Below are 25,218 nucleotides of genomic sequence, written 5' to 3'. Positions count from 1 at the left end.
TCCACCTCTTCCCATTCCGAACAGAGAAGTTAAGCCTGATCACGCCGATGGTACTGCGTAACAGTGGGAGAGTAGGTAGTCGCCGTTTTTTGAATCCCCTTGTATCTTACGACCGATTGAGTGGTTGTGGTGGATGCAGGGGGATTTTTTTTGTTTTACCAGAGAGTTTTAATCTTTATTGGAACGCGTATTAGCGCAGATTTTCGCAAAAATACGAATGTAAATCGCTTTGTGTCATCTGTGTCCCCTGTGAAACTCTGTGCCACTCTGTGGTGAACCAAAGTAAACACCGCCTGGAGAAAACTACCCGTGCGGGAAGCACTATATTCTGTTATCGGCTCCCCACATCAGTTTAGATCGTAAGGTGTCGAAAAAGATATGGTCGTAGCGTTTTACTACTTTGATAGCGTAAGGAGCTTTTCGGATTGTTAGTCGTGTTGTTTCTTTACATGTTTCGCTTCGTCCGTCTATGGCTACGAGGAAATTGTGGCTACGACTTTCTACATCAAGGGTTAACTCCCAATCATCACAAATAACAATTGGACGTACGTTAAGACTGTGTGGAGCTACAGGAGTAATGGCTATTGTTTTGGAATGCGGTACAATGATAGGCCCCCCTACGCTGAGTGAGTAGGCCGTAGAACCTGTAGGTGTTGAAATTATTAATCCATCTGCCTGATACGTAGTGAGGAAAGCTCCGTTTATCGCTGTTCGTATGCTGATCATTGATGAACTATCGCGTTTTAATATTGCAATTTCATTAAGTGCAAATGGAGAACATTGTAGGTGTTTATCATCGCATATCAGTTGAAGTACACTACGTTCTTCTACGCTATACTGCCCTGTGTATATTTCATTAAAGGTTTTTTCTATTTCTGCCGGAGATATATCAGCAAGAAATCCCAAACGTCCGGTATTGATTCCCAAAATCGGAATATTCTTGTCACCAACTCTGCTGGCTGCTTTCAGAAAAGTTCCGTCACCACCAATGCTGATAACCATATCGGCTGAAAAGTTATTGCCATCAAACAATCCGGCAGGATGGATGTTTAATTTCATATCCGATACCAGAAAATGATAGAATTCTCTACACAGGAATATTTCAGCTCCGTGTTCTTCCAGAATACGGAACAATGTTTCTGCGTGTGATGATTTTTTAGCCTGATACGTATTTCCGAAGATAGCAAATTTCATATGTAACATCATTAGTTAGGATGCAAATTTGGCATTTTTTTTCGGGATTGCTGTTATGGTGTTACTAATATTTGTATTTTTGCAGCAAACAATCCATGTAATGATGACTAGATTAAGTGTGAATATAAATAAGGTGGCTACCCTGAGGAATGCTCGTGGTGGAGATGTACCTAATGTGGTAAAGGTAGCACTGGACTGTGAGGCTTTTGGAGCGGACGGAATAACTGTTCATCCCCGACCTGATGAACGACATATCCGTATGGCTGATGTATATGATTTACGTCCGCTATTACGAACAGAGTTTAATATTGAAGGTTATCCTTCTCCTGAGTTCATTGATCTTGTGTTGAAGGTAAAGCCTCATCAGGTAACTTTGGTTCCTGACTCTCCTTCTCAGATTACTTCCAATTCCGGTTGGGATACAAAGGTTAACTTTGATTTTCTGGCAGAGGTGCTTGATGCGTTTAATACTGCCGGGATTCGTACTTCTGTATTTGTATCCGCTGATGCGGAGATGATTGAATATGCAGCCAAGGCTGGTGCTGATAGGGTAGAACTCTATACAGAACCTTATGCTACTGCTTTTTCTAAAGATCCGGAGGCTGCTGTTGCTCCTTTTGTTGAAGCTGCTAAGGTGGCACGTAAACTGGGAATTGGGCTAAATGCCGGACATGATCTTAGTTTGGTGAATTTGAATTTCTTTTATAAAAACATTCCCTGGCTGGACGAAGTTTCTATTGGACATGCATTGATAAGTGATGCGCTCTATCTGGGACTCGAACGTACTATCCAGGAATATAAAAATTGTCTTCGCTAATGAATGCACTTCTGTTATTGGCCCAAGGGGCTGCAAGTATGGCTGATTCTCTGGCAACAGCCAATCCGGTACTTACTCCTGTAGATGCTCCGGCAGAGATGAATATGCTTGATATGGCTGTGAAAGGTGGCTGGATTATGATTGTACTGGCTGTACTTTCAGTAGGATGTTTCTATATCCTGTTTGAACGTATGTATGCTATTCGAAAAGCGAACAAGGAAGATCCGATGTTTATGGATAAAATAAAAGATTATATTCATAGCGGAGAAATTAAGTCAGCCATAAATTATTGCCGTACTGTAAATACTCCTTCTGCCCGTATGATTGAGAAAGGTATAAGTCGTCTGGGTCGGCCGGTAAATGATGTACAGGCAGCTATAGAGAATGTAGGAAATATCGAAGTGGCTAAACTGGAAAAAGGATTACCTGTAATGGCTACAATTGCAGGTGGTGCTCCGATGTTGGGTTTTTTGGGTACGGTAACCGGTATGGTACGTGCTTTCTATAATATGGCTAATGCGGGTAGCGGGAATATTGATATAACATTGCTCTCTGGAGGAATTTATGAAGCAATGATAACTACAGTGGGTGGTTTGATTGTTGGTATTATTGCTATGTTTGCTTACAATTACCTTGTGATGCTGGTAGATCGTGTGGTAAACAAGATGGAATCAAAGACTATGGCTTTCATGGACTTACTCAATGAACCTGCTCAGAAATAATTATTAATATGGCATTAAAACGAAGAGCTAAAATATCTCCTAACTTTAGTATGGCATCCATGACAGATGTTATATTTTTGTTGTTGATCTTTTTTATGATTACTTCTACTGTAGTATCTCCGAACGCTATTAAAGTGTTGCTCCCGCAAGGAAAACAGCAGACTTCAGCGAAGCCTCTGACACGGGTGATTATCGATAAGGATCTGAATTTTTATGCGGCTTTCGGTAGTGAGAAGGAACATTCTTTAACGTTGGACGAACTGACTCCTTTTCTGCAAAGTTGTGCTGAGAGAGAACCGGAAATGTATGTAGCGCTTTATGCAGACGAAACAGTGCCTTACCGTGAGATTGTGAAAGTACTGAATATAGCGAATGAGAATCATTTTAAAATGGTGCTGGCTACACGCCCGCCCGAAACAAATAAATGATGGACGGAAAGAAAAAGGGTGAATACATAGGAATGTTGGGTGCATTGTTGGTGCATGTAGCTATTATTGCTCTTTTGATTCTGGTGAGTTTCACTCTCCCCAATAATCAGGATGAAGGCGGTGTACCCGTAATGATGGGAGATGTAGATGCTTCGTTAGGGAATTATGATCCTTCCACAATGGTAGATGTAGATATTCTTCCTCCGGAGGACGTACCAGAAGTGGTAGAGCCACAGGAAACTGTGGAGCAGGAGATGATAACGCAAACAGAAGAGGAGACGGTTGTCATAAAGCCTAAAGCTGAGCCTAAAAAGGAAAAGCCTGAAGTGGTGAAGAAGCCTGAGAAGACTGCTGCAGAGAAAGCAGCAGAAGCAAAAAAACTTGCTGAAGAAAAAGCGGAACGGGAACGGAAAGCTGCTGCCGAAGCTGCAGCAAAACGGGTATCGGGAGCTTTTGGTAAAGGTGCTCAGATGGATGGAAGTAAAGGGACAGCCAGCAGCGGTACAGGTGTAGAAGGCAGTAAAGATGGTAATTCGCCGTCCGGAGTTAAAACCGGTACAGGTGGTTATGGTACATTTGATCTTGGTGGACGTTCTATAGGAGAGGGAGGTTTACCTCGTCCTGTGTACAATGTTCAGGAAGAAGGTCGTGTAGTAGTTTCTATTACTGTGAATCCGGCAGGACATGTGATTGCTACCAGTATCAATCGTCAGACGAACACAGTAAACACTGCATTACGCAAAGCGGCGGAAGACGCTGCAAGAAGAGCTCGCTTTAATGCTGTGGAGGGTGTGAATAACCAGACAGGTACTATAACGTATTACTTTAATTTGAGATAAATAATTAACCAATTAACGCGCCAGCCAATTGGTGGATAACTGATTGGTGTTGGCATATTATTTAGAGTATGGGAACTGTATATGCTTTTTTCGCAGACGGATTTGAAGAGATTGAAGCCTTCACCGCTATTGACACGCTGAGACGTGCCGGATTGAATGTAGAAATTGTATCTGTGACTCCAGATGAGATCGTTGTTGGTGCACATGATATTTCGGTACTTTGCGATGTTAACTTCGTGAACTGTGACTTTTTTGATGCTGATCTGTTATTGTTACCTGGCGGTATGCCCGGTGCGGCTACTCTTGACAAGCATGAGGGGTTGCGCAAACTGATTCTGAACTTTGCAGAGAAGAACAAACCGATTGCAGCTATTTGTGCAGCACCTATGGTACTTGGTAAACTCGGCCTGTTGAAAGGGCGCAAGGCGACCTGCTATCCTAGCTTTGAGCAATATCTTGACGGAGCTGAATGTGTTAATGAACCGGTTGTAGTAGATGGCAACATTATTACAGGTATGGGACCGGGTGCTGCTATGGACTTTGCATTGGCTATTGTAGAAAAACTCGAAGGTAAAGAGAAAGTAGAAGAGTTGGTAGAGGCAATGTGTGTAAGACGCTGATGCTATGACTCATACTGTCTTGATTGTTGCCGGTGGTAAGGGATTACGTATGGGGAGTGATCTTCCCAAACAATTTCTTCCTATTGGCGGAAAACCTGTGTTAATGCATACCATTGAAGCTTTTCACCGTTTTGACGGAACGATGAAAATCATTCTTGTATTGCCCAAAGAGCAGCAAACTTACTGGCAGGAACTCTGTGCAAAACATTCATTTGTTATTGAACATATTGTTGCTGACGGAGGTGAGACCCGTTTTCATTCTGTGAAGAATGGTCTGGCCTGTGTCAACTCCGGATTGGTGGGAGTACATGATGGAGTACGTCCGTTCGTTTCTCCGGAAGTTATAAAACGTTGCTATGAACTGGCTGCTATAAAAAAAGCAGTAATACCAGTAATTGATGTGGTAGAGACAGTGCGTCATATAACAGAAACAGGTAGTGAGACGGTAAACCGTAATGATTATAAATTAGTTCAGACTCCGCAGGTATTTGATGCAGAACTTTTGAAACAAGCTTATGCACAGGAGTATACTCCTTTTTTTACCGATGATGCTTCCGTTGTGGAAGCAATGGGAGTTCCTGTTTGTCTGGCAGAAGGGAATCGGGAAAATATAAAAATTACCACTCCCTTTGATTTGAAAATAAGTAGTGCTCTGGTGAATGTTTGATTTAGCTACACGTGACATAAAATATATATCCGGCGTAGGGCCACAGAAGGCGGGTGTACTCAACAAAGAGTTGGAGATATATTCCGTGCACGATCTTATTTACTATTTTCCTTATAAATATGTTGACCGTAGTCGTATCTATTATATTCATGAGATAGATGGAAATATGCCCTATATTCAATTGAAAGGGCAGATACTGGGCTTTGAAACCTTTGGTGAAGGGCGTCAGCGCAGATTAGTGGCGCATTTCTCTGATGGAACAGGGGTAGTAGATCTGGTGTGGTTTCAAGGAATCAAATTTATTATAGGTAAATATAAAGTTCACGAAGAATATATTGTATTTGGCAAGCCGACAGTTTTTGGCGGGCGCATCAATGTAGCGCATCCCGATATGGATAAGCCATCCGAATTAAAGCTTACTGCTACCGGATTGCAGCCTTATTATAATACAACGGAGAAGATGAAGCGTAGCTTCCTCAATTCTCATGCAATAGCCAAGATGATGGCGGTTGTGCTTCAGCAAATACAGGAGCCGCTTCCTGAAACTTTATCTCCTAAAATACTTACTGATCATCATTTGATGCCGTTGACAGAGGCTTTGCGTAATATTCATTTTCCTGTCAATCCGGAACTTCTGCGTAAGGCACAGTATCGTTTGAAGTTTGAAGAGCTTTTTTATGTACAACTCAATATTCTACGTTATGCCAAAGATCGCCAGCGGAGATACCGGGGATATGTTTTTGAAGTTGTCGGCGAAGTATTCAATACGTTTTATTCCCGTAACCTTCCTTTTGAACTTACCGGCGCACAGAAACGTGTGTTGAAAGAAATTCGTCAGGATGTTGGGTCCGGGCGGCAAATGAATCGTCTGCTACAGGGTGATGTGGGAAGTGGAAAGACACTGGTGGCGTTGATGAGTATGTTGATGGCGCTTGATAATGGTTATCAGGCATGTATGATGGCTCCTACGGAAATACTTGCCAATCAGCATTATGAGACGATAAAGGAGCTCCTTTTTGGTATGGATATTCGTGTGGAGTTACTGACTGGCTCGGTGAAAGGTAAAAAGCGGGAGGCTATTCTTTCCGGTTTGCTCACAGGAGACGTTAATATACTGATCGGTACTCACGCCGTTATTGAGGATACTGTCAATTTCTCATCTCTTGGTTTTGTGGTTATCGATGAGCAACATCGTTTCGGTGTAGCACAACGTGCCCGTTTGTGGAGTAAAAATGTACAGCCTCCTCATGTACTTGTGATGACGGCTACCCCGATTCCCCGTACGTTGGCAATGACCTTGTATGGAGATCTTGATGTTTCCATTATTGATGAACTGCCTCCTGGCAGGAAGCCTATTTCTACTGTTCATCAGTTTGATAACAGACGGGAAAGCCTTTATCGGTCTGTTCATAAACAGATTGCCGAAGGACGTCAGATTTATATTGTTTATCCACTTATAAAAGAGAGTGAAAAGATTGATTTGAAGAATCTGGAAGAAGGTTATCTGCAGATTTGTGAAGAGTTTCCTGAATGTAAAGTCTGTAAAGTTCACGGGAAAATGAAACCTGTCGAGAAGGACGGACAGATGCAGCTTTTTGTGTCGGGAGAAGCACAGATAATGGTGGCCACTACTGTTATTGAAGTGGGAGTAAATGTACCCAATGCTTCTGTTATGATTATTGAGAATGCTGAGCGTTTCGGATTATCACAACTCCATCAGCTTCGTGGTCGTGTGGGGCGTGGGGCCGAACAGTCTTATTGTATTCTGGTGACAAATTATAAACTTACTGAAGAAACCCGCAAACGACTTGAAATCATGGTACGTACTAATGACGGTTTTGAAATAGCGGAGGCTGATTTGAAATTGCGTGGTCCGGGAGATTTGGAGGGTACCCAGCAAAGTGGTATTGCTTTTGATTTGAAGATAGCCGATATTGCCCGGGATGGTCAGCTGCTACAGTATGTCCGTAATGTTGCACAAGAAATTGTTGATACTGATCCGGAAGCTCGTAATCCGGAAAATGAGGTATTGTGGCAACAGCTTAAAGCACTTCGTAAGACGAACGTTAACTGGGCTTCTATAAGTTGAAAAAACGGTTAAACATACAGCTTATTTGCAAAATATGCTGCAAAACATATTTCTTATTATATCTCCTATTTATAGGACTTTAGAACCTATTTTCCTTACTATTTGCTTTTCTGACTATGAAAAAAAAGTTAAGGAAGCACCTTGTTTTTCGTCGGGAAATACTATCTTTGGAAGAATTTTATAATAAATGTGCCATTTAACACTTTGAAAGAAGTCATCTTATGATTGAAAAAACGTTAGTTATCTTGAAACCATGTACCGTTCAGCGGGCGTTAATCGGTGAAATACTTCATCGTTTTGAACGTAAAGGTTTACGTTTGGCTGGTATGAAGATGATGAAGTTGACAGACGAAGTATTAAGTGAACATTATGCCCACCTGAGTGCAAAGCCTTTCTTTCAGCGTGTGAAAGATTCTATGATGACAGCTCCTGTTGTCGTTTGTTGCTTCGAGGGGGTGGACGCAATTCAAACTGTCCGTACGTTGGCTGGTCCTACTAACGGGCGTCTGGCAGCACCGGGAACTATTCGTGGAGATTACAGTATGAGCTTTCAAGAAAATATAGTTCATGCTTCTGATTCACCTGAGACCGCGGCAGCCGAATTAACCAGATTCTTTAAACCAGAAGAGATATTCGATTACAAACAGGTGACGTTTGACTATCTGTATGCAAATGACGAATATTAATTGAATTGACGAAAACGAATGAATTTCAATTGTATTAAAACCGTAATGATTGCCGCAGTGGCTATGGTCAGCCTGAACTCTTTTTCTCAGGACTTGATCGCCCGACAGGCCCCAATTGACAAGAAATTAAAAACAGTAGATTCTTTGGCACTGCAAAAGCAGATTCGTGCCGAACAAGCTGAATATCCTGCATTAAGTCTTTATCCGAACTGGAGTAATCAGTATGTACATGCTTACGGAAAGGATGTTATCATTCCCGAAACTTACACCATTGACCTGACTGGTTTCCATATGCCTACTCCAAGTACACGTATTACTTCACCTTTCGGTCCTCGTTGGAGAAGAATGCATAATGGACTTGACCTTAAAGTGAATATTGGTGATACAATCGTAGCTGCTTTTGACGGAAAAGTACGTATTGTTAAATACGAACGTCGTGGATATGGTAAATATGTAGTTATTCGTCATGATAATGGGTTAGAGACTGTGTATGGACATTTGTCCAAGCAATTGGTTGAAGAGAATCAATTGGTAAAAGCCGGCGAGGTGATTGGGCTGGGTGGTAATACCGGACGTTCTACCGGTTCACATCTTCATTTTGAAACCCGTTTCCTGGGTATTGCTATTAATCCGATTTATATGTTTGACTTCCCGAAACAGGATATCGTAGCAGATACATATACATTCAGAAGGTCTAAAGGTGGTGCAAGTAGCAAAACTGGTGCTCATGATGCTCAGCTGGCAAGTGACGGAGCCATCAGATATCATAAGGTAAAGAGTGGAGATACTTTGTCTCGTATTGCAAAATTGCGTGGCGTTTCTATTAGTACACTTTGTAAGTTAAATCGTATTACTACTAAGACGATTCTGCGTCCAGGACAAGTTTTACGCTGTTCATAAGAGAAATAGATTTATTTATAGTGCAAGTAGCCGGACAATGTATGATTGCCCGGCTATTTTTTTCTTTTTTCTTCGATTATTGTTACCTTTGCGCTCTATTTGTAAGGAAATGAAAGATACCAAGCAACAATTTGAGCATGTCACCGCTTTGTGCCGTGACCTATTTTCCAAGAAGCTGCACGATTACGGTCCTGCGTGGCGCATTCTACGTCCGGCTTCTGTTACTGACCAGATTTTCATTAAGGCCAACCGGATTCGTAGTATTGAAACAAAAGGCGTGTCGTTAATTGACGAAGGCATTCGTTCAGAGTTCATTGCGATTGTCAATTATGGTATTATCGGATTGATACAGCTAGAACTTGGTTATGCCGATTCTGCTGATATCAGTAATGAGGAAGCAATGCTTCTTTATGATAAATATGCAAAGGAAGCTTTGGAACTAATGCTTGCTAAAAATCATGATTACGATGAAGCGTGGCGAAGTATGCGTGTCAGCTCCTATACCGATTTGATTCTAATGAAGATTTACCGTACCAAGCAGATTGAGAGTTTGTCAGGTAACACATTGGTGTCTGAGGGGATTGATGCAAACTATATGGATATGATTAATTATTCCGTTTTTGGTTTAATTAAAATAGAATTTGAAGACTAAGAATTTACATATCATTCAAAAGGCGTGGACGAATGCCTGTCGCTTCTTGTTGGCAGCAGCGTTTATATTCTCCGGATTTGTGAAAGCTGTTGATCCGCTGGGATCACAGTATAAGATACAAGACTATCTGGAAGCTTTTGGCATGATATCGTGGTTTCCTTCTTTCTTCCCTTTGTTGGCAGCAGTTATCTTGTCAGCTGTAGAGTTTTCGGTAGGGGTTTGCATGTTTTTTGGTATACGGAAAACAACGACCACAATTCTTGCTTTGCTCATCATGCTGTTCATGACTCCGCTGACTCTTTATCTGGCATTGAAAAATCCGGTTTCGGACTGTGGCTGTTTTGGTGATGCATGGGTATTGACTAACTGGGAAACTTTCGGCAAGAATATTGTGTTGCTGATTGCAGCTTATTCTACATTCCGGTGGAAGAAACAGATTATACGTTTCATTTCGGCAAAGACAGAGTGGCTGGGGTCGCTGTATACTGTATTATTTGTGTTTGCTCTTTCATTTTATTGTCTCGCACATTTGCCTATTCTGGACTTTCGTCCCTATAGGATAGGAAATAATATTCCTGCAGGGATGGAAATACCGGACGGAGCAAAGCCAAATGTTTATGAAACTACTTTTGTTCTGGAAAAGAATGGTGAGAAGAAGGAGTTTGCACTTGAGAATTACCCGGATAGTACCTGGACGTTTGTAGATACACGTACGGTTCTGAAAGAGAAGGGATATGAACCATCTATTCACGATTTCTCATTATTGGAACAGAGTACGGGTGAGGATATCACTGATAAGGTGCTGACTGATATCGGTTATACTTTTTTGTTGGTGGCGCACCGGATAGAAGAGGCGGATGATAGTAATATAGACCTTATTAATGAGATATATGATTATTCGGTTGAAAATGGTTACGGCTTTTATTGCCTGACTTCTTCACCGGAAGAAGAGATAGAACTTTGGCGTGATAAGACCGGTGCAGAGTATCCGTTCTGCCTGGTGGATGATATCACCCTGAAAACAATCATTCGTTCCAATCCGGGGTTGGTACTGATAAAGAATGGTACAATTCTGAATAAGTGGAATGATGCCGATTTACCGGATGAATATGCGTTGACCGATAAGTTGGAAAAACTGGAAGTGGGTAAGCTGAAGAAGGTAAGTGATGTGCATACTATCGGATATGTATTTCTGTGGTTTGCTATACCATTGCTACTTGTGTTAGGACTGGATATTCTGGTTGTAAAACGTAGAGAAAAGAAAGGAGAAGCGCTGAGAAAAAGAAATGCCGAATTGTTAAAGGTGCTTCCCGCACGGGGAGGTTCGACAGGCGATGATGGTGCTGATCATGCTGAGGAGAATAATTTGATAAATCAGAATCTGGTTGATAAAACTGATGAAACGGGGTATTCAGATAAACCGGGTCACTCTGGCTAACTTCAATCGTCTAATTGTAAATTGTTTAATCGTAAATATATTAACCCTTTTAATAAAAAAACAAAATGAGAAAGAACATTGTTGCAGGAAACTGGAAAATGAACAAAACCCTCCAGGAGGGTATTGCTCTTGCAAAAGAATTGAATGAAGCATTAACAGTTGATAAACCTAATTGTGATGTAGTAATTTGCACTCCGTTTATTCACCTTGCTTCTGTTACTCCTATTGTAGATGCTGCTATTATCGGTGTAGGTGCAGAAAACTGTGCAGACAAGGTTGAAGGTGCTTATACAGGTGAAGTTTCAGCTGCTATGGTTGCTTCTACAGGTGCAAAGTATGTAATCTTAGGTCACTCAGAACGCCGTGCTTACTATGGTGAAACTGTTGAAATCTTGAAAGAGAAAGTGAAATTGGCTTTGGCTAACGGTCTGACTCCGATCTTCTGTATTGGTGAAGTGTTGGAAGAACGTGAGGCGGACAAACAAAATGAAGTAGTTGCTGCTCAGTTGGCTTCTGTATTTGATCTGTCTGCAGAAGATTTTGCTAAGATCGTCCTGGCGTATGAGCCGGTTTGGGCTATCGGTACAGGTAAAACTGCTACTCCTGCTCAGGCACAGGAAATTCATGCATTTATCCGTTCGGTTGTTGCTGAGAAATATGGTAAAGAGATCGCTGATAATACTTCCATTCTGTACGGTGGTAGTTGTAAGCCTTCTAATGCTAAAGAATTATTCTCTAATCCGGATGTTGACGGTGGATTGATCGGTGGTGCTGCTTTGAAAGTTGCTGACTTCAAGGGTATCATTGACGCATTCAAATAAGAATAAAGAGCTATGGGGAGGGGTGTAGAGTTATAAGGTTATAAAGTTATAGAGTGGTGTATGCTTCGGACTTTAAGTTGATAATGACTTATTATGGTTTTCTATAACTTAATAATCTTACCACTCTATACCCCCTTATAATTCCTGTAACTTCTATAGCTTTATAACCCTATAACTCTATGGCTTTATAACTCATAACTTCCTTTATTACTTGCTTTTATGAGAAAACTTGGTTTACTTTTGTTGTTGTTTGCTTTTGCCGGTGCAATGCAAGCCCAGAATATAGTGAAGAGCCTGGAGCGAAATGTTCCCGGACAGGGTAAGGTGACTATCCACCAGGATCCTCGTATTGAGGCATTGCTGGGGATGGAGCATACTGCTACCGGAGAGCAGAAAGTAATTAAAACTTCTGGTTTTCGTGTGCAGACGTATGCCGGTAATAATACCCGTCAGGCAAAGACGGAGGCCCATAATGTGGCAGCGAAGATAAAAGAGTTCTTTCCGGAATTGCCTGTTTATACCCCTTTTAATCCTCCCCGCTGGCTATGCCGTGTCGGAGATTTCCGTAGTATTGAAGAAGCAGACGCCATGATGCGTAAATTGAAAGCAACCGGCGTATTCAAGGAAGTTTCTATTGTTAAAGATCAAATAAATATCCCTTTATAATTTCATTATGTTAGGAAAAGAAGAAATTGTCTCTCCGGCTTTGGAGGATCTGAAAAGTCACTATCGCAGTATTATTACTTTATTGGGTGAAGATGCCGAAAGGGAGGGGCTTTTGAAAACTCCCGAGCGTGTAGCCAAAGCCATGCTCAGTTTAACTAAAGGGTATCATCTGGATCCTCATGAAGTTCTTCGTTCTGCTAAGTTCAAGGAAGAATATAGTCAGATGGTGATAGTGAAAGACATTGATTTCTTTTCTCTCTGCGAGCACCATATGCTTCCGTTTTATGGAAAGGCACATGTGGCTTATATCCCTAATGGCTACATCACGGGGTTGAGTAAGATTGCCCGTGTAGTCGATATCTTCTCTCATCGCCTGCAGGTGCAGGAGCGTATGACATTGCAAATTAAAGAATGTATCCAGGAAACTCTCAACCCATTGGGAGTGATGGTTGTGGTAGAAGCCCAACATATGTGTATGCAAATGCGTGGTGTAGAGAAACAAAATTCAATAACAACTACATCTGATTTTACCGGAGCTTTTAATCAGGCTAAAACCCGGGAAGAATTTATGAATCTGATAAACAGGTAAGCAGTGATTAGCGGGGTAGTGATTAGTGATTAGTGGCTGCGCTATTATACCGCATGGTACTAATCACTAATCACTAATCACTAATCACTAATCATTACTGCACTAATCCCTATCTTAGCACCACTCTATCTCCAAGTCTTTTTGCCATCAGACTTTGAATTTCTTTCATTTCTTTGTAGCGTTGCATAAGGGCGGCGCATTTCTCATCATCGTCTTCATTGGCAGGATCTTGCAGGGCATACATGATGTGTTTTAACTCTGCTGCTACAATTGCATTCTTAAAGTTTATCATCAATGTAGGAACCAGTTCAAAGAGGCGTTCCTCGTCTGTAACTATTTTCTGTGTTTTGGAGTGAAATTTACTCAGTTGATACCGGTCACTTGCCAGTTCGGTAGCAATGGAACTGATTTCCGGATCGGAGTGGGCTATAAAATAGCGTTCGGCTATAAATCCGGGATTATGGATATGGGATGCTGCCTCTGTCAAGATACGGCGATGTAAAGGATTATGAAATGCGAGTTCATCTTCTTTTAAGTCATGAACGATGTATTCAATCACACTGACCGGAGTTTCCTGTCCCTCTTCATCCTCCATGTTGCACATTATCTTTTCCCCATAGCGCACTATTGCCTGAAGAATCAATCGTTCGTACCGATAAAACTCCTGGCCTTCTTTTCCTTCCTGGGGGATGTAAGACTGATAAGAATCTTCCAGTTCGTCAGGTGGGAAGGGAGGAGGGAAATCTCCATTTTGCATTTCTGCCGGAGCGCCGGATGAATTGTTAGTGTTGAGTATCGGTTTATTCTCTTTCTCGGCTTGTATTTCTCTTCGTTTGGCAACTTCCGAAACGAGTAGTTTATCTTCTACCCGCAACAATTGTCCGCACTCTTTGATATACACATCACGCACAATTGCTTCCGGAATCACTGAGATACTTTGTACGATGTTATTGATGAGTTCTGCCCGTTTGATCGGATCTTTACCGGCATCTTCCAGCAATAGATTGGTCTTGAAACGGATGAAGTCGGTTTCATGTTCCTTGATGAACGCCTGAAATTCTGTAGCATTGTGTTTCCGCGCAAAGGAGTCAGGGTCGTCACCATCGGGTAGAAGGCAGACCTTAATATTCATTCCTTCTTCCAGCAACATATCAATACCACGGATGGAAGCCTTGATGCCAGCCATGTCACCATCGTAAAGTACGGTGATGTTGTTGGTAAAGCGATGGATCAGACGGATTTGCCCGGGAGTCAATGAAGTTCCTGATGAAGCAACAACATTTTCCACTCCTGACTGGTGCATGGAGATAACGTCTGTATATCCCTCTACAAGAAAACAGCGGTCTTGTTTTACAATGGCTTGTTTTGCAAAATAGATACCGTAGAGTTCATTACTTTTATGATAGATTTCGGACTCCGGAGAGTTGACATACTTGGCGAGCTTTTTGTTCTCTGTACTGAGTACGCGCCCTCCAAAAGCTACGACTTTTCCCGAAAGTGTATGTACGGGAAACATTACACGCCCCCAGAAGCGGTCGCGCAGACGCCCGTCATCTGTTTCGTAACAAAGCCCGGTCTTGACAAGGTATTCCTTTTTAAATCCTTTGCGTATAGCCTCCTGTACCAATGCATCATGACTCTCGGTACTGAAACCAAGCTGAAATTTTTCAATGATATCATCCCGGAATCCACGCTGGCGGAAGTAAGCCATACCAATGCTTCTCCCATCTACATGGTTCTTCAATATATTCTGGAAATAGTCGCGGGCGAAGTTATTAACGATAAACATACTTTCACGTGTACTTTGCGCCTGCTTCTCTTCATTGGTCAGTTCCCGTTCTTTTATTTCGATGTTATACTTCTTAGCCAGGTATTTTAGTGCTTCGTAGTACGACATTTGTTCGTGTTCCATGACGAAATGCACTGAATTACCACCTTTTCCGCAGCTAAAGCATTTGCACAGTCCTTTTGAGGGTGAAACGCTGAAAGAGGGGGTTTTTTCATTATGGAACGGGCACAAGCCTACATAGTTCACACCCCGTTTACGTAGTGTGACGAATTCGGATACTACATCAACAATTTGTGCAGCATCGAGTATACGGTCTATGGTTGCCTGATCTATCATGGATTCTCCTTTGTTTTTTAGCGGATACAAAGTTACTATAAAATTAGCCCTTATCAAAAACTTATTTGATAAGGGCTGATTAATTTTTCTCTAAGATCTCTTTTACAGGTTTATTTGATCTTTTCCCGTATTTTAGTCAGATACTTTTTCATGCCTTCGGCATCTTTATTTTCTATTATCTCCAGAAGATTTTTCAGTTCTGTCCGTATATTGGCTACTTGTGCCGGAGTACGGGGATTGAAAAGAATCTCTTGCAATAGGTAATCGTCTTCACTCAAAAGTCCTTTGGCAATAGCCATATGTTTCTTGAAAGTGGTTCCCGGAGCTTCCTGATGCTTCATAACGGCAGCAAACACAAATGTTGAAACAAATGGTATGGAAAGTGAATAAGCCACTGTCTCATCGTGTTCGTCGAATGTATATTCAAAAATATTCAGTCGAAGACTGTTGTACAGATCCTTGAAGAATACTTTTCCCAAATGGTCGCTTTCGCTGATGATAATAGCACTTTCGCTACTCAGATTGCTGAGGCTGGCGAAGGTAGGACCAAACATCGGGTGGGTAGATACATAGCGGAAACCGCTCTCTTCATAGAATTTTTTCAGTCCGGTTTTTACGGAAGCGATATCACTAAGTATACAGTCTTTAGGTAGTGCAGGCAGGATTTTACGAAAAGCATCCAGCGTATACTTCACTGTTGCTGCGTTGATAACCAGTTCCGGTTCAAAGTCTTTAATCTCTTCCAGAGTAGTGAAACGATAGGTGTTATAAACAAAACGCAACTGATGTGGGTTGACGTCAAACACGGCCGTCTCGTGCTGAAAACTCAGTATATCGGTGAAAAAAGAGCCCATCTTGCCGGCTCCGAGAATTAAAATTCGCATGTGATTAGTGATTAGCGATTAGTGATTAGTGATTAGTAAGGGGGGAGTAGTGATTAATTATTAGCTGCTAATCATTAATCACTATCCCGCTAATCACTCACTAATCATTTATTAATAATTTCCATTTGTTGACGAACCGATTCTTCGTGTATCGCTTCGAATATTCTTTTCATGAATTCCCCGTCCATACCGCATTGTTCACCTTGTGCACCGCGTTTCTCAAGAATTTCATTGTAACGTCCTCTTTGAAGTATCGTGATATCGTGCTCTTTTTTGTATGTGCCAATTTCGCGGGCTACGCGCATACGTTTTGCCAGTTCCTGAATGATGTTATCGTCACATTCGTCAATCTGTTTACGAAGCTGGCTCAGGTTTTCTGTAGTCTGAGTCTCTTTACGGATTACGAGCAAATTCAGGATATAATCCAATACGTCTGGTGTAACTTGTTGTGAAGCATCACTCCAGGCACAATCCGGATTGCAGTGGCTTTCTACAATTAGTCCGTCGAAGTTGAGGTCCATTGCTTGTTGGCAGAGCGGAGCTATCAGTTCGCGTTTACCTCCAATGTGACTTGGGTCGCAGAAGATAGGCAATTCCGGTAGACGGCGGCGCAGCTCAATGGGGATATGCCATTGCGGCAAGTTGCGGTAGAGTTTTTTGTCATAGCTGCTGAAGCCACGGTGAATAGCACCCAGGCGTTTCAGACCTGCATTATTGATACGTTCCAAAGCACCAATCCAGAGTTCAAGATCAGGATTCACCGGATTCTTTATCAATACAGGTATATCCACACCTTTCAGTGCATCGGCTATTTCCTGTACGGCAAACGGGTTGGCAGTAGTACGGGCACCTATCCACAATATGTCAATACCTGCTTTCAGACATTCGTATACATGTTTGGCTGTAGCTACTTCGGTAGATACATACATGCCTGTTTCTTTTTTTACTTCTTTCAACCATGCCAATCCGTCAACGCCTACACCTTCGAAACCACCCGGTTTGGTACGGGGTTTCCAGATTCCGGCACGAAATATTTTCATTCCTTTGGCTGCCAATTCTTTGGCGGTAGTCATTACTTGTTCTTCTGTCTCTGCACTACATGGGCCGGCAATGACGACGGGTCTTTTTGCTTCGACACCCGGCAGTAAAATTGATTCGAGTTCCATAATTGAATAATGTGCCAATATGCCAATGTACTGATGTGCCAATTGGCTGGCGCTTTAATTGGGTTATTATTTATTTTTCTATTATTCTCTATTATAATTGCCTTATTGGCATATCATTTTAATTCGTTCCAGCGCTTCTGCCAGTTTTGCATCTTTGCAGCAAAGAGAGATACGAATGTATCTTGCTCCGTTACTTCCGAAGATGAATCCCGGAGTGATAAATACACGCGCCTCGTGAAGTATTTTTTCTGTCAGCTCTTCCACATCGGCATATGTATCGGGTATTTTTCCCCAGAGGAACATGCCCACTTGTTGGTCGTCATAAGTACATCCCAGTGTTTGCATGATTTTTCCTGCCAGGTGGCGGCGGTTACGATAGTTGTGGTTGTTCCCTTCGTACCATTCGGTATCGGCTTCCAGGGCTTTGGCAGCAGCCAGTTGCATGGCACGGAACATTCCGCTGTCTATATTGCTCTTCACTTTCAGTATCCACTGTACAAATTGTGCATTAGATGCCAGCATACCGATACGCCAGCCCGGCATATTGTGGCTCTTACTCATGGAGTTGAATTCGATGCAACAATCTTTAGCTCCCGGTACGCTGAGAATACTCAAAGGACGGTCGTTCAGAATGAAGCTGTAAGGGTTGTCGTTTACTATAACAATGCTTTTACGGCGGGCGAAATCGACCAAACGTTCATACAGTTCCATTGTAGCATTGGCTCCTGTCGGCATGTTAGGATAGTTGGTCCACATCAGTTTTACGCGACTCAGATCCATCTTTTCCAGTTCGTCGAAGTCGGGCATCCAGCCAGCATCTTCTTTCAGATTGTAATTTATGACTTCTGCACCCAGGATTTTGCTGAGTGAAGTATAGGTAGGATATCCCGGATTGGGCACCAACACCTGTTCACCCGGATTAACGAAAGCCAGGGTTACGTGCAGGATACCCTCTTTTGAACCTATCAGTGGCTGTATTTCCGTAGCGGGATCGAGTTCAACGTTGTACCATTTTTTATACCAGCCGGCAAAACCTTTACGCAATTCCGGGATGCCTACGTAAGGTTGGTAACCGTGTCCGTTCGGGTTTTGTGCTTCGTTGCACAGTGTTTGGATAGTCTCTTCAGAGGGAGGCATATCAGGACTTCCGATTCCCAGGCTGATTATATCTTTGCCTTCTGCATTCATCTGCGCTACTTCCTTCAGTTTTTTAGAGAAGTAGTATTCGCTTACGCTGGCCAGCCGATTGGCGGGAGCAATGTTATATGTTTGATTTACCTTCTGCATATTCGCCTAATATTTTAAGTTCTTTGGTTAGTGGAGTGATCGCGGTGATTGATTGTTTATATCTCAGATAGTCATTGAACGATACATCTACGTAAAACTGATATTCCCATTCTCTTCCGATGATAGGGAGTGATTGTATTTTAGTCAGGTTGATGTTGTAGAATGACAGGATAGAGAGCACTTGTGACAGACTGCCTTCTGTGTGTGGCAAAGTGAATACCATGCTTGCCTTATTAATAATTACTGAGTGGTAACGGCTGAGTTCGTCTACTTGCCAGGGATCGGCTACTATAAGGAAGCGGGTGAAGTTGTGTTTGTTTGTCTCGATGCTTTCCTGTAGAATTTTCATTCCATAACGTTCGGCGGCTACTTTGGAGCAGATGGCAGCATGTCCTTTCAGGTCTCCCTCTTTTATCATTTCGGCGCTACGGGCAGTATCTTCGCCTTCTACCACTTTGATGTTGGGGTGTTGTTGCAGGAATTCGCGGCACTGCATGAGTGCGATAGGGTGGGAGTTGACCTCTGTGATGTCACTCCAATCTTCCTCGGGCAGGCAGACGAAGCAATGTGAAATACGCAGTTTATGTTCGCCGATAATCTGTGTACCACTTTGACGCAATAATTCATTGTTGTGTAGCAGGCTTCCTGCTATGGTATTTTCAATAGCTAACATACCGATTACCTGGCTGTCTTTGCGGATGGCCTTAAACACGTCTTCAAAAGTAGTGCAGCAGATTAACTCTATATCTTCTCCTTCGAAGTACTTGTGAGCGGCGATATCGTGATACGAGCCGAGTGTTCCTTGAATTGCTATCTTTTTCATTCCTTCTTAATGTGTATTATATAAAAAAATCCCGCATCCATAATGGAGCGGGATTCATATTATTGATTCTTTCCTTTCAGTCCTTAAGCATCACTGTCACTTGATACATACAAACTCCCGCTCTACTTTCTGGCTAAAGTAAAAGTAAAAAAAGAAGTAATATGTAAAGTTAAATACGTTCATACTAACAGTTGCTTTTGTTTTAATTCGGGGACAAATGTAATACTTTTCTTTTAAATGCAAGCAAAAAGTGACTTTTTTTTGCATTGTACAGGATAATATTAAGAGTTTGCCATGATTCGCTGTGTTTTGGTTAGTGTTAATCCGATGTTTCACCACAGAGGACACAGAGTTTTAAATCTTTATTGAAACGCAGAATTCTAAGACCTGCGCAAATATTTGTGCAGGTCTTAGAATTCTGCGTTTCATCAGATAAATAAAGCTCTGTGTCCTCTGCGTCCTCTGTGGTGAATTGATTCATTTCCGGTCAGGAAAGCACACTATAATCCCAATACATTGGTTGATGGGGCTGGCTGGTTATTAAACTGTCCGTTCAGATTTTCTCCCTCTTTGGGATTGATTTCAAGTGCTTTCTTCATATCTTCTATTGAACCATTTTTGTCGCCATTCAGCAATTTGGCACGGCCGCGTTCGTGATAGGCTGCTCCGAAATTCGGGTTCAGTTCTATGGCTTCGTCGAAGAGGCTGATAGCTTCGGTTAGTTTTTTCTGAGTGATAAAGAGTTGACCCAGGTAGAGATATGCCTGTTCGTTGAACGGATTCATTTCGGTGACTTTCAAATAGTCAGTTTCTGCCTCTTCGGGAGCTCCTTCTGCTTCTTTTAGTTTGCCATGCAGCAAGATAGCTGCCTCTTCATCCGGATTCTGAGACAGAATTGCGGCTATATCCTCAGCAGATTCCTTGAGCTGATTCATCTTTAGCAAGGCTTCGGCGCGCAACAGACGTGCTTCGGTAAAGTCCTCTTTTAATACAATGGCCTTCGTCAGGTGGGCAATAGTCATGAGGTCATTGTTCATTCCCTGGGTGGCTTTGCCAAGCAGATAATGGGCCATGGCATTACCTTCTTCTATCTGGATGGCCTTATTGGCGGCAGTTTCCATAGCTTGATACTCCTCTTGCATATAGCATACGTTGGCTATGGTAAGATAAGTACTGGTCAGCTCGGGTTCAAGTTCCACCATACGATTCAGTATTTCACGGGCTTTGTCCAGTTCGGCAGATTGTATGTAGAGTTGGCTGAGGTATCCCAATGTTTCGAAGTCTTCCTCGATGGCGAGGGCTTCGGTGAAGCATTTTATGGCATAGTCCGGTCTGCCCATACGTTGAGCACGCAATCCGTCATATTTGAATATCTCAAAGTTCTTTTGTGCAGCTTTCTGCTTTTCGCTTTCCGGGCTTTCGGACTTTCCCGAAAAGAAAGATTTAAAGAAGTTCGGCATAATTTATAGAGTTATTATAAAGTTATAAAGTTGTAAGGTTATAGCTTGCAGATTATAGTATTATAAGTTATAACTTTATAACCCTATAACCTTATTATTGCCTTACAAAGTGCAAATGTAGTAATTCTTATCCGATTTCCGGCATTGAGGCGTGTGGAGTTTCGCGCTCGCGCTTTAACTGATATCTAATATTCCATCCTCTGTTTTTACTGTTCCCTCTTCTGATAGATATTGAATGACTTGTGCCAGTAGATCTTTATCTTCTTTTATTCGTTTGCTGACTTCTGCGGGAGTCAGAGGACCCTCTTTCAGTAAATCCAGTAGTTTCTCTTTTACTTCCTCGAAGGCATTGTCTGACAAACCTTTACTGGCTTTCCCGCTGAGGCATACGTCGCATTGACCGCAATTATGTTCGTTTTTCTCGCCAAAATAGCGGAGAAGCATACGGCTGCGGCAGGCTGTTTCAGAGGTGACATATTCTACCATTGCCTCGATGCGGGTTACGTATCGTTTTTTGCGTTCTTCGTACACGGATGGCGGAATATGCAGGCGGTTAAGTTCTATCCGTTCGCGTGTATATATTATATAAGGTGTTTTTTTGCGGGGAATGTAGTCTATAATACGGCGTTTGGACAGCATCATTAGTAGATTGTATATCTGCGAACGTGTCAATCCGGTACGCAGACTAAGTGCTGTTTCGCTGATGTAAGCGTAATCCGTGAAGATTCCGGTATAAGAACGAAGGACGGTTTGCATCAAAGCTTCTGCCTCTTTACCCATTTCGCGAAGTTTGTACAACTCATCGCGACGGATGGTAAAGAGGATACGTGAAGCATTGTCCTGCTCATCGGTATATTCTATATATCCTGCCTGGGTTAGTATTTTCAAAGCACTATCTGCCGGAACCGGAAAATGCTTGAACTTGCGGCAGAATTCCTCCAGATTGAATTCCTTTGTACAATCGAGTCCGTCTCCCATTGCCATCTGATAATAGTATTGCAGATGTTCATACACTTTGATGATGTAATCTTTATCAGGAAAGGTATCGGGGACTCGTTTATGGAGGGTCGTTTTGTCCGATGGGGCATAAAGAATAACAGCGTATGCCTTTTCTCCGTCGCGCCCGGCACGTCCTGCTTCCTGAAAATAAGCTTCTGGAGAATCCGGTAGATCGAGATGGATTACCAGGCGGACATCGGGTTTGTCAATACCCATTCCGAAAGCATTGGTTGCTACCATCACACGACATTCGCCGCTTTGCCAGCGTTTCTGGCGGATATCTTTGACAGCATTGTCGAGTCCGGCGTGATAAAAATCGGCGGTGATACCTTCGTTTAAAAGTAATTCGGTGGTTTCTTTGGTACGGCGGCGGCTACGAACGTAGATGATGGCACTTCCCGGCATTCGGCGAAGAATGTGTAGTAGTTCGGCGGTTTTATTATCTACCTTGCGTACAATATAGGCAAGATTCTTTCGCTCGAAGCTCATCCGGAAAACATTTTCTTCCTTAAACTTCAACCGGCTTTGGATGTCTTTTACCACTTCCGGCGTAGCTGTGGCAGTCAATGCCAGTACGGCTACTCCGGGCAACAGTTCGCGTATATCGGCTATTTTCAGATAGGCAGGCCGGAAGTCATATCCCCATTGGGAGATACAATGGCTTTCGTCTACTGTAATCATACTTATCTTCATGGCACGGAGTTTCTGTTTGAAGATGTCCGTGTCCAGTCGTTCCGGTGATATATAGAGGAATTTATAATCGCCGAAGATACAGTTCTCCAGTGCAATAAGAATTTCCTGCCGTGTCATGCCCGAGTAGATGGCTATAGCTTTGATACCTCTTTGACGGAGATTCTGCACCTGGTCCTTCATCAGGGCGATGAGTGGAGTGATAACGATACACAAGCCCTCTTTGGCGAGTGCCGGGACCTGGAATGTAATGGATTTCCCACCACCGGTAGGCATTAATCCCAGTGTATCACGCCCTTCGCCAATACTATTGATAATCTCTTCCTGTACACCACGGAAGGAGTCATAACCCCAGTATTGTTTGAGTATATCGCGGTAAAACGCCATTTTGATTTACGATTAGACGATTGAATGATTTACGATTTACGATTAGACAATTTACAATTTACGATTGAGTAATCTTAGCGAATTAAGAGTAATTTCAATCGTAAATCGTAAATTGTCTAATCGTAAATCATTCAATGGGTTTAATATCCTCAATCTGCAACTGTACTTCGCCACGCTTGTGCGTGTTTTCTTCGATTGTGTAGCAGATGTCGAATGAACGCTTTGTCTTGATATAGCGTACGTGTGAACTTTGACCAAAAGCGATACCGTTCATTACGTTGTTCGATTTGTTATCTACCAACTCGAGTTTGATATGTTCCTGGTCGCGTCCCACCACTTTACTTGTACCGTAGTCGTAGACATGGTGCGTGCAGAATATGGGTTTCTGATTATCCGGGCCGAAGGGATTGAATTTCTTCAGATCGCTAAAGAATTTCGGAGTGATGTCTCTGAAGTCTATTTCAGCATCGATATCTATTACGGCACTGGTTTGTTCCGGCAGGATGTGTTGTGATACGAATGTTTCAAAACGCTCGGTAAACGCCGGTACATTTTCCACTTTCATTGACAATCCTGCAGCATACGTGTGTCCGCCGAAGTTCTCGAGCAAGTCACGGCAATGTTCTATGGCTTTATATACGTCAAAACCAGAAACTGAGCGGGCAGACCCCGTTGCCATATCATCTGTACGTGTCAATACTACGGCCGGGCGGTAATATATTTCCGTCAGCCGGGAAGCCACAATTCCGATCACGCCTTTGTGCCATTCTTCATTGTAGATGACGATAGAACGGCGGTCTGCCAGTCCTTCAAGATTGGCTACAATCTGGTTGGCCTCTTCGGTCATAGTCTTATCCAGATCTTTACGGGTTTCGTTGTACTGATTTATCTGATTGGCTTTTTCAAGAGCTACGGAAAAATCTTTCTCTGTCAACAGATCCACTGCTTCTTTTCCATTCTGAATACGTCCGGAAGCATTGATACGAGGGCCTATTTTGAACACAATATCGCTCACGGTGATATCCTTTTCTGCTAATCCGCATACATCAATGATGGCTTTCATTCCTATGCTGGGATTGCTGTTCAGTTGTTTTAGACCGTGGTGCGCCAGAATACGGTTTTCCCCCATAATGGGCACAATGTCCGAAGCTATGCTGACGGCCACAAGGTCGAGCAGAGGAATAAGGTGGTGAAATTCAATGCCATTGTTGATAGCAAATGCCTGCATAAACTTGAAGCCGACACCGCAGCCTGAGAGGTGTTCATAAGGATAGGTGTTATCCAAACGTTTGGCATTGAGGATAGCTACGGCGGGTGGCAGTATATCGTCCGGTACATGGTGGTCACAGATGATAAAATCAATTCCTCGTTCGCGGGCATATGCTATTTCATCTACGGCTTTTATGCCGCAGTCGAGCACGATAATCAAGCCTACACCAGTTTCGGCTGCATAGTCTACTCCTTTTCGTGAAATGCCGTAACCTTCGTTGTAACGGTCAGGAATGTAATAGTCCAGGTTTGAATAAAACTGCTGGATGAACTTATAGACCAGTGCCACAGCTGTGGTACCGTCTACGTCATAATCTCCATAAATCAGAATGCGCTCTTTCTTTCCCATCGCCTTGTTCAGACGTTCCACTGCTATGTCCATGTCCTTCATCAGGAATGGGTCATGCAGGTCGGGCAGTTGCGGACGGAAGAATTTCCGGGCATCATGTACCCGTGTGATTCCCCGCTGCACCAGGAGCCGTCCCAGGATAGGGCTAATGCCTAATTCCTGAACCAATGTCTGGCTTATCTCTGCCTGTTCTGATGTGATGGGTTGATAATTCCATTTGTGATTCATTTTATATATTGTTTTTTCTTTTTCGTATCTCAGGATGGGAGAGAATGACATTTTCCCCCAAGAAGCTGTAAAAGTACGAAAAAAAGATGAAGCATGGCTGTAATCAGATGAAAATATTTCAGAGGGATTACTTCGGTATGAAAAGGATGTTTACAAAAGGAACGGGGTATTTCTCGCTTGGGAGGGTGGATAATGTGACAAATTGGCTACGCTATGCCGATAAGTATTTAAATCTGAATAGACATGAACAAAATTCACCATAGAGTAACACTGAGTTCCACCGAGTTTAAATCTTTATTGAAACGTAGAATTCTAAGACCTGCGCAAATATTTGTGCAAGAAAAAACAGTTAAATAAGTTAAATGGGTTGCTATCTAGTGTAGCAGCCTGTTTAACTTTTATATGTATTCAACTCCACAAACG

At 42.6% G+C, this 25,218-nt stretch carries 23 protein-coding genes and 1 rRNA gene; 15 read left to right on the top strand and 9 right to left on the bottom strand.

The annotated features are described in order from the left end of the window. Positions 1-88: ribosomal RNA gene (rrf, locus tag QX565_RS18065) — 5S ribosomal RNA — on the top strand; the annotation flags it as partial. Positions 89-321: 233 nt separating this feature from the next. Here rrf and QX565_RS18060 read toward each other — a convergent pair. Then, positions 322-1,194, bottom strand: coding sequence for an NAD kinase (locus QX565_RS18060; RefSeq protein WP_221651240.1), 873 nt, complete (start codon positions 1,192-1,194; stop codon positions 322-324). A 103-nt stretch (positions 1,195-1,297) separates the two neighbouring features. On the opposite strand from QX565_RS18060, the gene QX565_RS18055 reads away from it, so the two are divergent. From QX565_RS18055 to folE, 14 genes are all read left to right on the top strand, one after another. Beyond that, positions 1,298-2,011 (top strand): pyridoxine 5'-phosphate synthase, encoded by a 714-nt coding sequence (locus tag QX565_RS18055; RefSeq protein ID WP_221651282.1) that lies wholly within the window; start codon positions 1,298-1,300, stop codon positions 2,009-2,011. Next, entirely contained in the window at positions 2,011-2,733 is a 723-nt protein-coding gene (locus tag QX565_RS18050; RefSeq protein ID WP_221651241.1) for a MotA/TolQ/ExbB proton channel family protein, read from the top strand. The genes QX565_RS18055 and QX565_RS18050 overlap by 1 nt, the downstream gene beginning before the upstream one ends. Before the next feature lie 8 nt (positions 2,734-2,741). Further along, entirely contained in the window at positions 2,742-3,161 is a 420-nt protein-coding gene (locus QX565_RS18045) for an ExbD/TolR family protein (protein ID WP_289293795.1), read from the top strand. After that, positions 3,161-4,000, top strand: a complete 840-nt coding sequence (locus QX565_RS18040) for a TonB family protein (protein ID WP_289293797.1) — start codon at positions 3,161-3,163, stop codon at positions 3,998-4,000. The genes QX565_RS18045 and QX565_RS18040 overlap by 1 nt, the downstream gene beginning before the upstream one ends. 68 nt (positions 4,001-4,068) lie before the next feature. Continuing rightward, positions 4,069-4,620, top strand: a complete 552-nt coding sequence (locus tag QX565_RS18035; protein WP_221651243.1) for a DJ-1 family glyoxalase III — start codon at positions 4,069-4,071, stop codon at positions 4,618-4,620. A 4-nt stretch (positions 4,621-4,624) separates the two neighbouring features. Next, entirely contained in the window at positions 4,625-5,287 is a 663-nt protein-coding gene (locus QX565_RS18030; RefSeq protein ID WP_221651244.1) for a 2-C-methyl-D-erythritol 4-phosphate cytidylyltransferase, read from the top strand. After that, positions 5,280-7,376: an ATP-dependent DNA helicase RecG gene (gene recG / locus QX565_RS18025; RefSeq protein ID WP_221651245.1), complete on the top strand. Its 2,097-nt coding sequence runs from the start codon at positions 5,280-5,282 to the stop codon at positions 7,374-7,376. Before QX565_RS18030 ends, recG begins: the two co-directional genes overlap by 8 nt. Positions 7,377-7,597: 221 nt before the next feature. Then, a complete protein-coding gene (gene ndk, locus QX565_RS18020; RefSeq protein ID WP_221651246.1) occupies positions 7,598-8,062 on the top strand; it encodes a nucleoside-diphosphate kinase in 465 nt (154 codons plus the stop codon). 18 nt (positions 8,063-8,080) lie between these two features. Next, complete coding sequence (locus QX565_RS18015) at positions 8,081-8,962, top strand: M23 family metallopeptidase (RefSeq protein WP_221651247.1); 882 nt, start codon at positions 8,081-8,083, stop codon at positions 8,960-8,962. Positions 8,963-9,071: 109 nt separating this feature from the next. Continuing rightward, positions 9,072-9,614 (top strand): DUF1599 domain-containing protein, encoded by a 543-nt coding sequence (locus QX565_RS18010; RefSeq protein WP_289293792.1) that lies wholly within the window; start codon positions 9,072-9,074, stop codon positions 9,612-9,614. Beyond that, a complete protein-coding gene (locus QX565_RS18005) occupies positions 9,604-11,052 on the top strand; it encodes a BT_3928 family protein (protein ID WP_289293790.1) in 1,449 nt (482 codons plus the stop codon). The genes QX565_RS18010 and QX565_RS18005 overlap by 11 nt, the downstream gene beginning before the upstream one ends. Positions 11,053-11,117: 65 nt before the next feature. Next, positions 11,118-11,873, top strand: coding sequence for a triose-phosphate isomerase (tpiA, locus tag QX565_RS18000; RefSeq protein ID WP_221651249.1), 756 nt, complete (start codon positions 11,118-11,120; stop codon positions 11,871-11,873). Positions 11,874-12,092: 219 nt separating this feature from the next. Then, a complete protein-coding gene (locus QX565_RS17995; protein WP_221651250.1) occupies positions 12,093-12,539 on the top strand; it encodes an SPOR domain-containing protein in 447 nt (148 codons plus the stop codon). Between the two features lie 7 nt (positions 12,540-12,546). Beyond that, positions 12,547-13,128: a GTP cyclohydrolase I FolE gene (gene folE, locus QX565_RS17990; protein WP_002562578.1), complete on the top strand. Its 582-nt coding sequence runs from the start codon at positions 12,547-12,549 to the stop codon at positions 13,126-13,128. Between the two features lie 109 nt (positions 13,129-13,237). On the opposite strand, the gene dnaG is transcribed toward folE, so the two are convergent. The 8 genes from dnaG to recJ form a co-directional block, all read right to left on the bottom strand. Continuing rightward, positions 13,238-15,253 carry a DNA primase gene (gene dnaG / locus QX565_RS17985; protein WP_221651251.1) on the bottom strand — a complete coding sequence of 672 codons (2,016 nt, stop codon included), beginning with the start codon at positions 15,251-15,253 and terminating at the stop codon, positions 13,238-13,240. Positions 15,254-15,363: 110 nt separating this feature from the next. Continuing rightward, on the bottom strand, positions 15,364-16,137 hold the full coding sequence (locus QX565_RS17980) for a prephenate dehydrogenase (RefSeq protein ID WP_002562576.1): 774 nt from the start codon (positions 16,135-16,137) through the stop codon (positions 15,364-15,366). Between the two features lie 104 nt (positions 16,138-16,241). Beyond that, on the bottom strand, positions 16,242-17,303 hold the full coding sequence (locus QX565_RS17975) for a bifunctional 3-deoxy-7-phosphoheptulonate synthase/chorismate mutase type II (RefSeq protein WP_221651253.1): 1,062 nt from the start codon (positions 17,301-17,303) through the stop codon (positions 16,242-16,244). A gap of 102 nt (positions 17,304-17,405) precedes the next feature. Then, complete coding sequence (locus tag QX565_RS17970; protein ID WP_221651254.1) at positions 17,406-18,590, bottom strand: pyridoxal phosphate-dependent aminotransferase; 1,185 nt, start codon at positions 18,588-18,590, stop codon at positions 17,406-17,408. Continuing rightward, positions 18,565-19,413, bottom strand: coding sequence for a prephenate dehydratase (locus QX565_RS17965; protein ID WP_221651255.1), 849 nt, complete (start codon positions 19,411-19,413; stop codon positions 18,565-18,567). Before QX565_RS17965 ends, QX565_RS17970 begins: the two co-directional genes overlap by 26 nt. A gap of 500 nt (positions 19,414-19,913) precedes the next feature. After that, complete coding sequence (locus QX565_RS17960) at positions 19,914-20,873, bottom strand: tetratricopeptide repeat protein (protein ID WP_221651256.1); 960 nt, start codon at positions 20,871-20,873, stop codon at positions 19,914-19,916. Between the two features lie 174 nt (positions 20,874-21,047). After that, positions 21,048-22,949 (bottom strand): RecQ family ATP-dependent DNA helicase, encoded by a 1,902-nt coding sequence (locus tag QX565_RS17955; RefSeq protein WP_221651257.1) that lies wholly within the window; start codon positions 22,947-22,949, stop codon positions 21,048-21,050. Between the two features lie 127 nt (positions 22,950-23,076). Continuing rightward, positions 23,077-24,795 (bottom strand): single-stranded-DNA-specific exonuclease RecJ, encoded by a 1,719-nt coding sequence (gene recJ / locus QX565_RS17950; protein WP_289293789.1) that lies wholly within the window; start codon positions 24,793-24,795, stop codon positions 23,077-23,079. Positions 24,796-25,218: the final 423 nt, after the last annotated feature.

This window comes from Bacteroides sp. 41_26, from assembly GCF_949740115.1.
Taxonomy (GTDB): Bacteria; Bacteroidota; Bacteroidia; order Bacteroidales; family Bacteroidaceae; genus Bacteroides; species Bacteroides nordii.
Note: the sequence above shows the minus strand (reverse complement) of the source record. Positions and strands in the feature narration are given on the sequence as shown.

What these genes read in the sequence shown, in the direction of transcription:
- QX565_RS18060 (WP_221651240.1), bottom strand. Translation starts at nt 1,194, where the DNA reads ATGAAATTTGCTATCTTCGGAAATACGTATCAGGCTAAAAAATCATCA.
- QX565_RS18055 (WP_221651282.1), top strand. Translation starts at nt 1,298, where the DNA reads ATGACTAGATTAAGTGTGAATATAAATAAGGTGGCTACCCTGAGGAAT.
- QX565_RS18050 (WP_221651241.1), top strand. Translation starts at nt 2,011, where the DNA reads ATGAATGCACTTCTGTTATTGGCCCAAGGGGCTGCAAGTATGGCTGAT.
- QX565_RS18045 (WP_289293795.1), top strand. Translation starts at nt 2,742, where the DNA reads ATGGCATTAAAACGAAGAGCTAAAATATCTCCTAACTTTAGTATGGCA.
- QX565_RS18040 (WP_289293797.1), top strand. Translation starts at nt 3,161, where the DNA reads ATGGACGGAAAGAAAAAGGGTGAATACATAGGAATGTTGGGTGCATTG.
- QX565_RS18035 (WP_221651243.1), top strand. Translation starts at nt 4,069, where the DNA reads ATGGGAACTGTATATGCTTTTTTCGCAGACGGATTTGAAGAGATTGAA.
- QX565_RS18030 (WP_221651244.1), top strand. Translation starts at nt 4,625, where the DNA reads ATGACTCATACTGTCTTGATTGTTGCCGGTGGTAAGGGATTACGTATG.
- recG (WP_221651245.1), top strand. Translation starts at nt 5,280, where the DNA reads ATGTTTGATTTAGCTACACGTGACATAAAATATATATCCGGCGTAGGG.
- ndk (WP_221651246.1), top strand. Translation starts at nt 7,598, where the DNA reads ATGATTGAAAAAACGTTAGTTATCTTGAAACCATGTACCGTTCAGCGG.
- QX565_RS18015 (WP_221651247.1), top strand. Translation starts at nt 8,081, where the DNA reads ATGAATTTCAATTGTATTAAAACCGTAATGATTGCCGCAGTGGCTATG.
- QX565_RS18010 (WP_289293792.1), top strand. Translation starts at nt 9,072, where the DNA reads ATGAAAGATACCAAGCAACAATTTGAGCATGTCACCGCTTTGTGCCGT.
- tpiA (WP_221651249.1), top strand. Translation starts at nt 11,118, where the DNA reads ATGAGAAAGAACATTGTTGCAGGAAACTGGAAAATGAACAAAACCCTC.
- QX565_RS17995 (WP_221651250.1), top strand. Translation starts at nt 12,093, where the DNA reads ATGAGAAAACTTGGTTTACTTTTGTTGTTGTTTGCTTTTGCCGGTGCA.
- folE (WP_002562578.1), top strand. Translation starts at nt 12,547, where the DNA reads ATGTTAGGAAAAGAAGAAATTGTCTCTCCGGCTTTGGAGGATCTGAAA.
- dnaG (WP_221651251.1), bottom strand. Translation starts at nt 15,253, where the DNA reads ATGATAGATCAGGCAACCATAGACCGTATACTCGATGCTGCACAAATT.
- QX565_RS17980 (WP_002562576.1), bottom strand. Translation starts at nt 16,137, where the DNA reads ATGCGAATTTTAATTCTCGGAGCCGGCAAGATGGGCTCTTTTTTCACC.
- QX565_RS17975 (WP_221651253.1), bottom strand. Translation starts at nt 17,303, where the DNA reads ATGGAACTCGAATCAATTTTACTGCCGGGTGTCGAAGCAAAAAGACCC.
- QX565_RS17970 (WP_221651254.1), bottom strand. Translation starts at nt 18,590, where the DNA reads ATGCAGAAGGTAAATCAAACATATAACATTGCTCCCGCCAATCGGCTG.
- QX565_RS17965 (WP_221651255.1), bottom strand. Translation starts at nt 19,413, where the DNA reads ATGAAAAAGATAGCAATTCAAGGAACACTCGGCTCGTATCACGATATC.
- QX565_RS17960 (WP_221651256.1), bottom strand. Translation starts at nt 20,873, where the DNA reads ATGCCGAACTTCTTTAAATCTTTCTTTTCGGGAAAGTCCGAAAGCCCG.
- QX565_RS17955 (WP_221651257.1), bottom strand. Translation starts at nt 22,949, where the DNA reads ATGGCGTTTTACCGCGATATACTCAAACAATACTGGGGTTATGACTCC.
- recJ (WP_289293789.1), bottom strand. Translation starts at nt 24,795, where the DNA reads ATGAATCACAAATGGAATTATCAACCCATCACATCAGAACAGGCAGAG.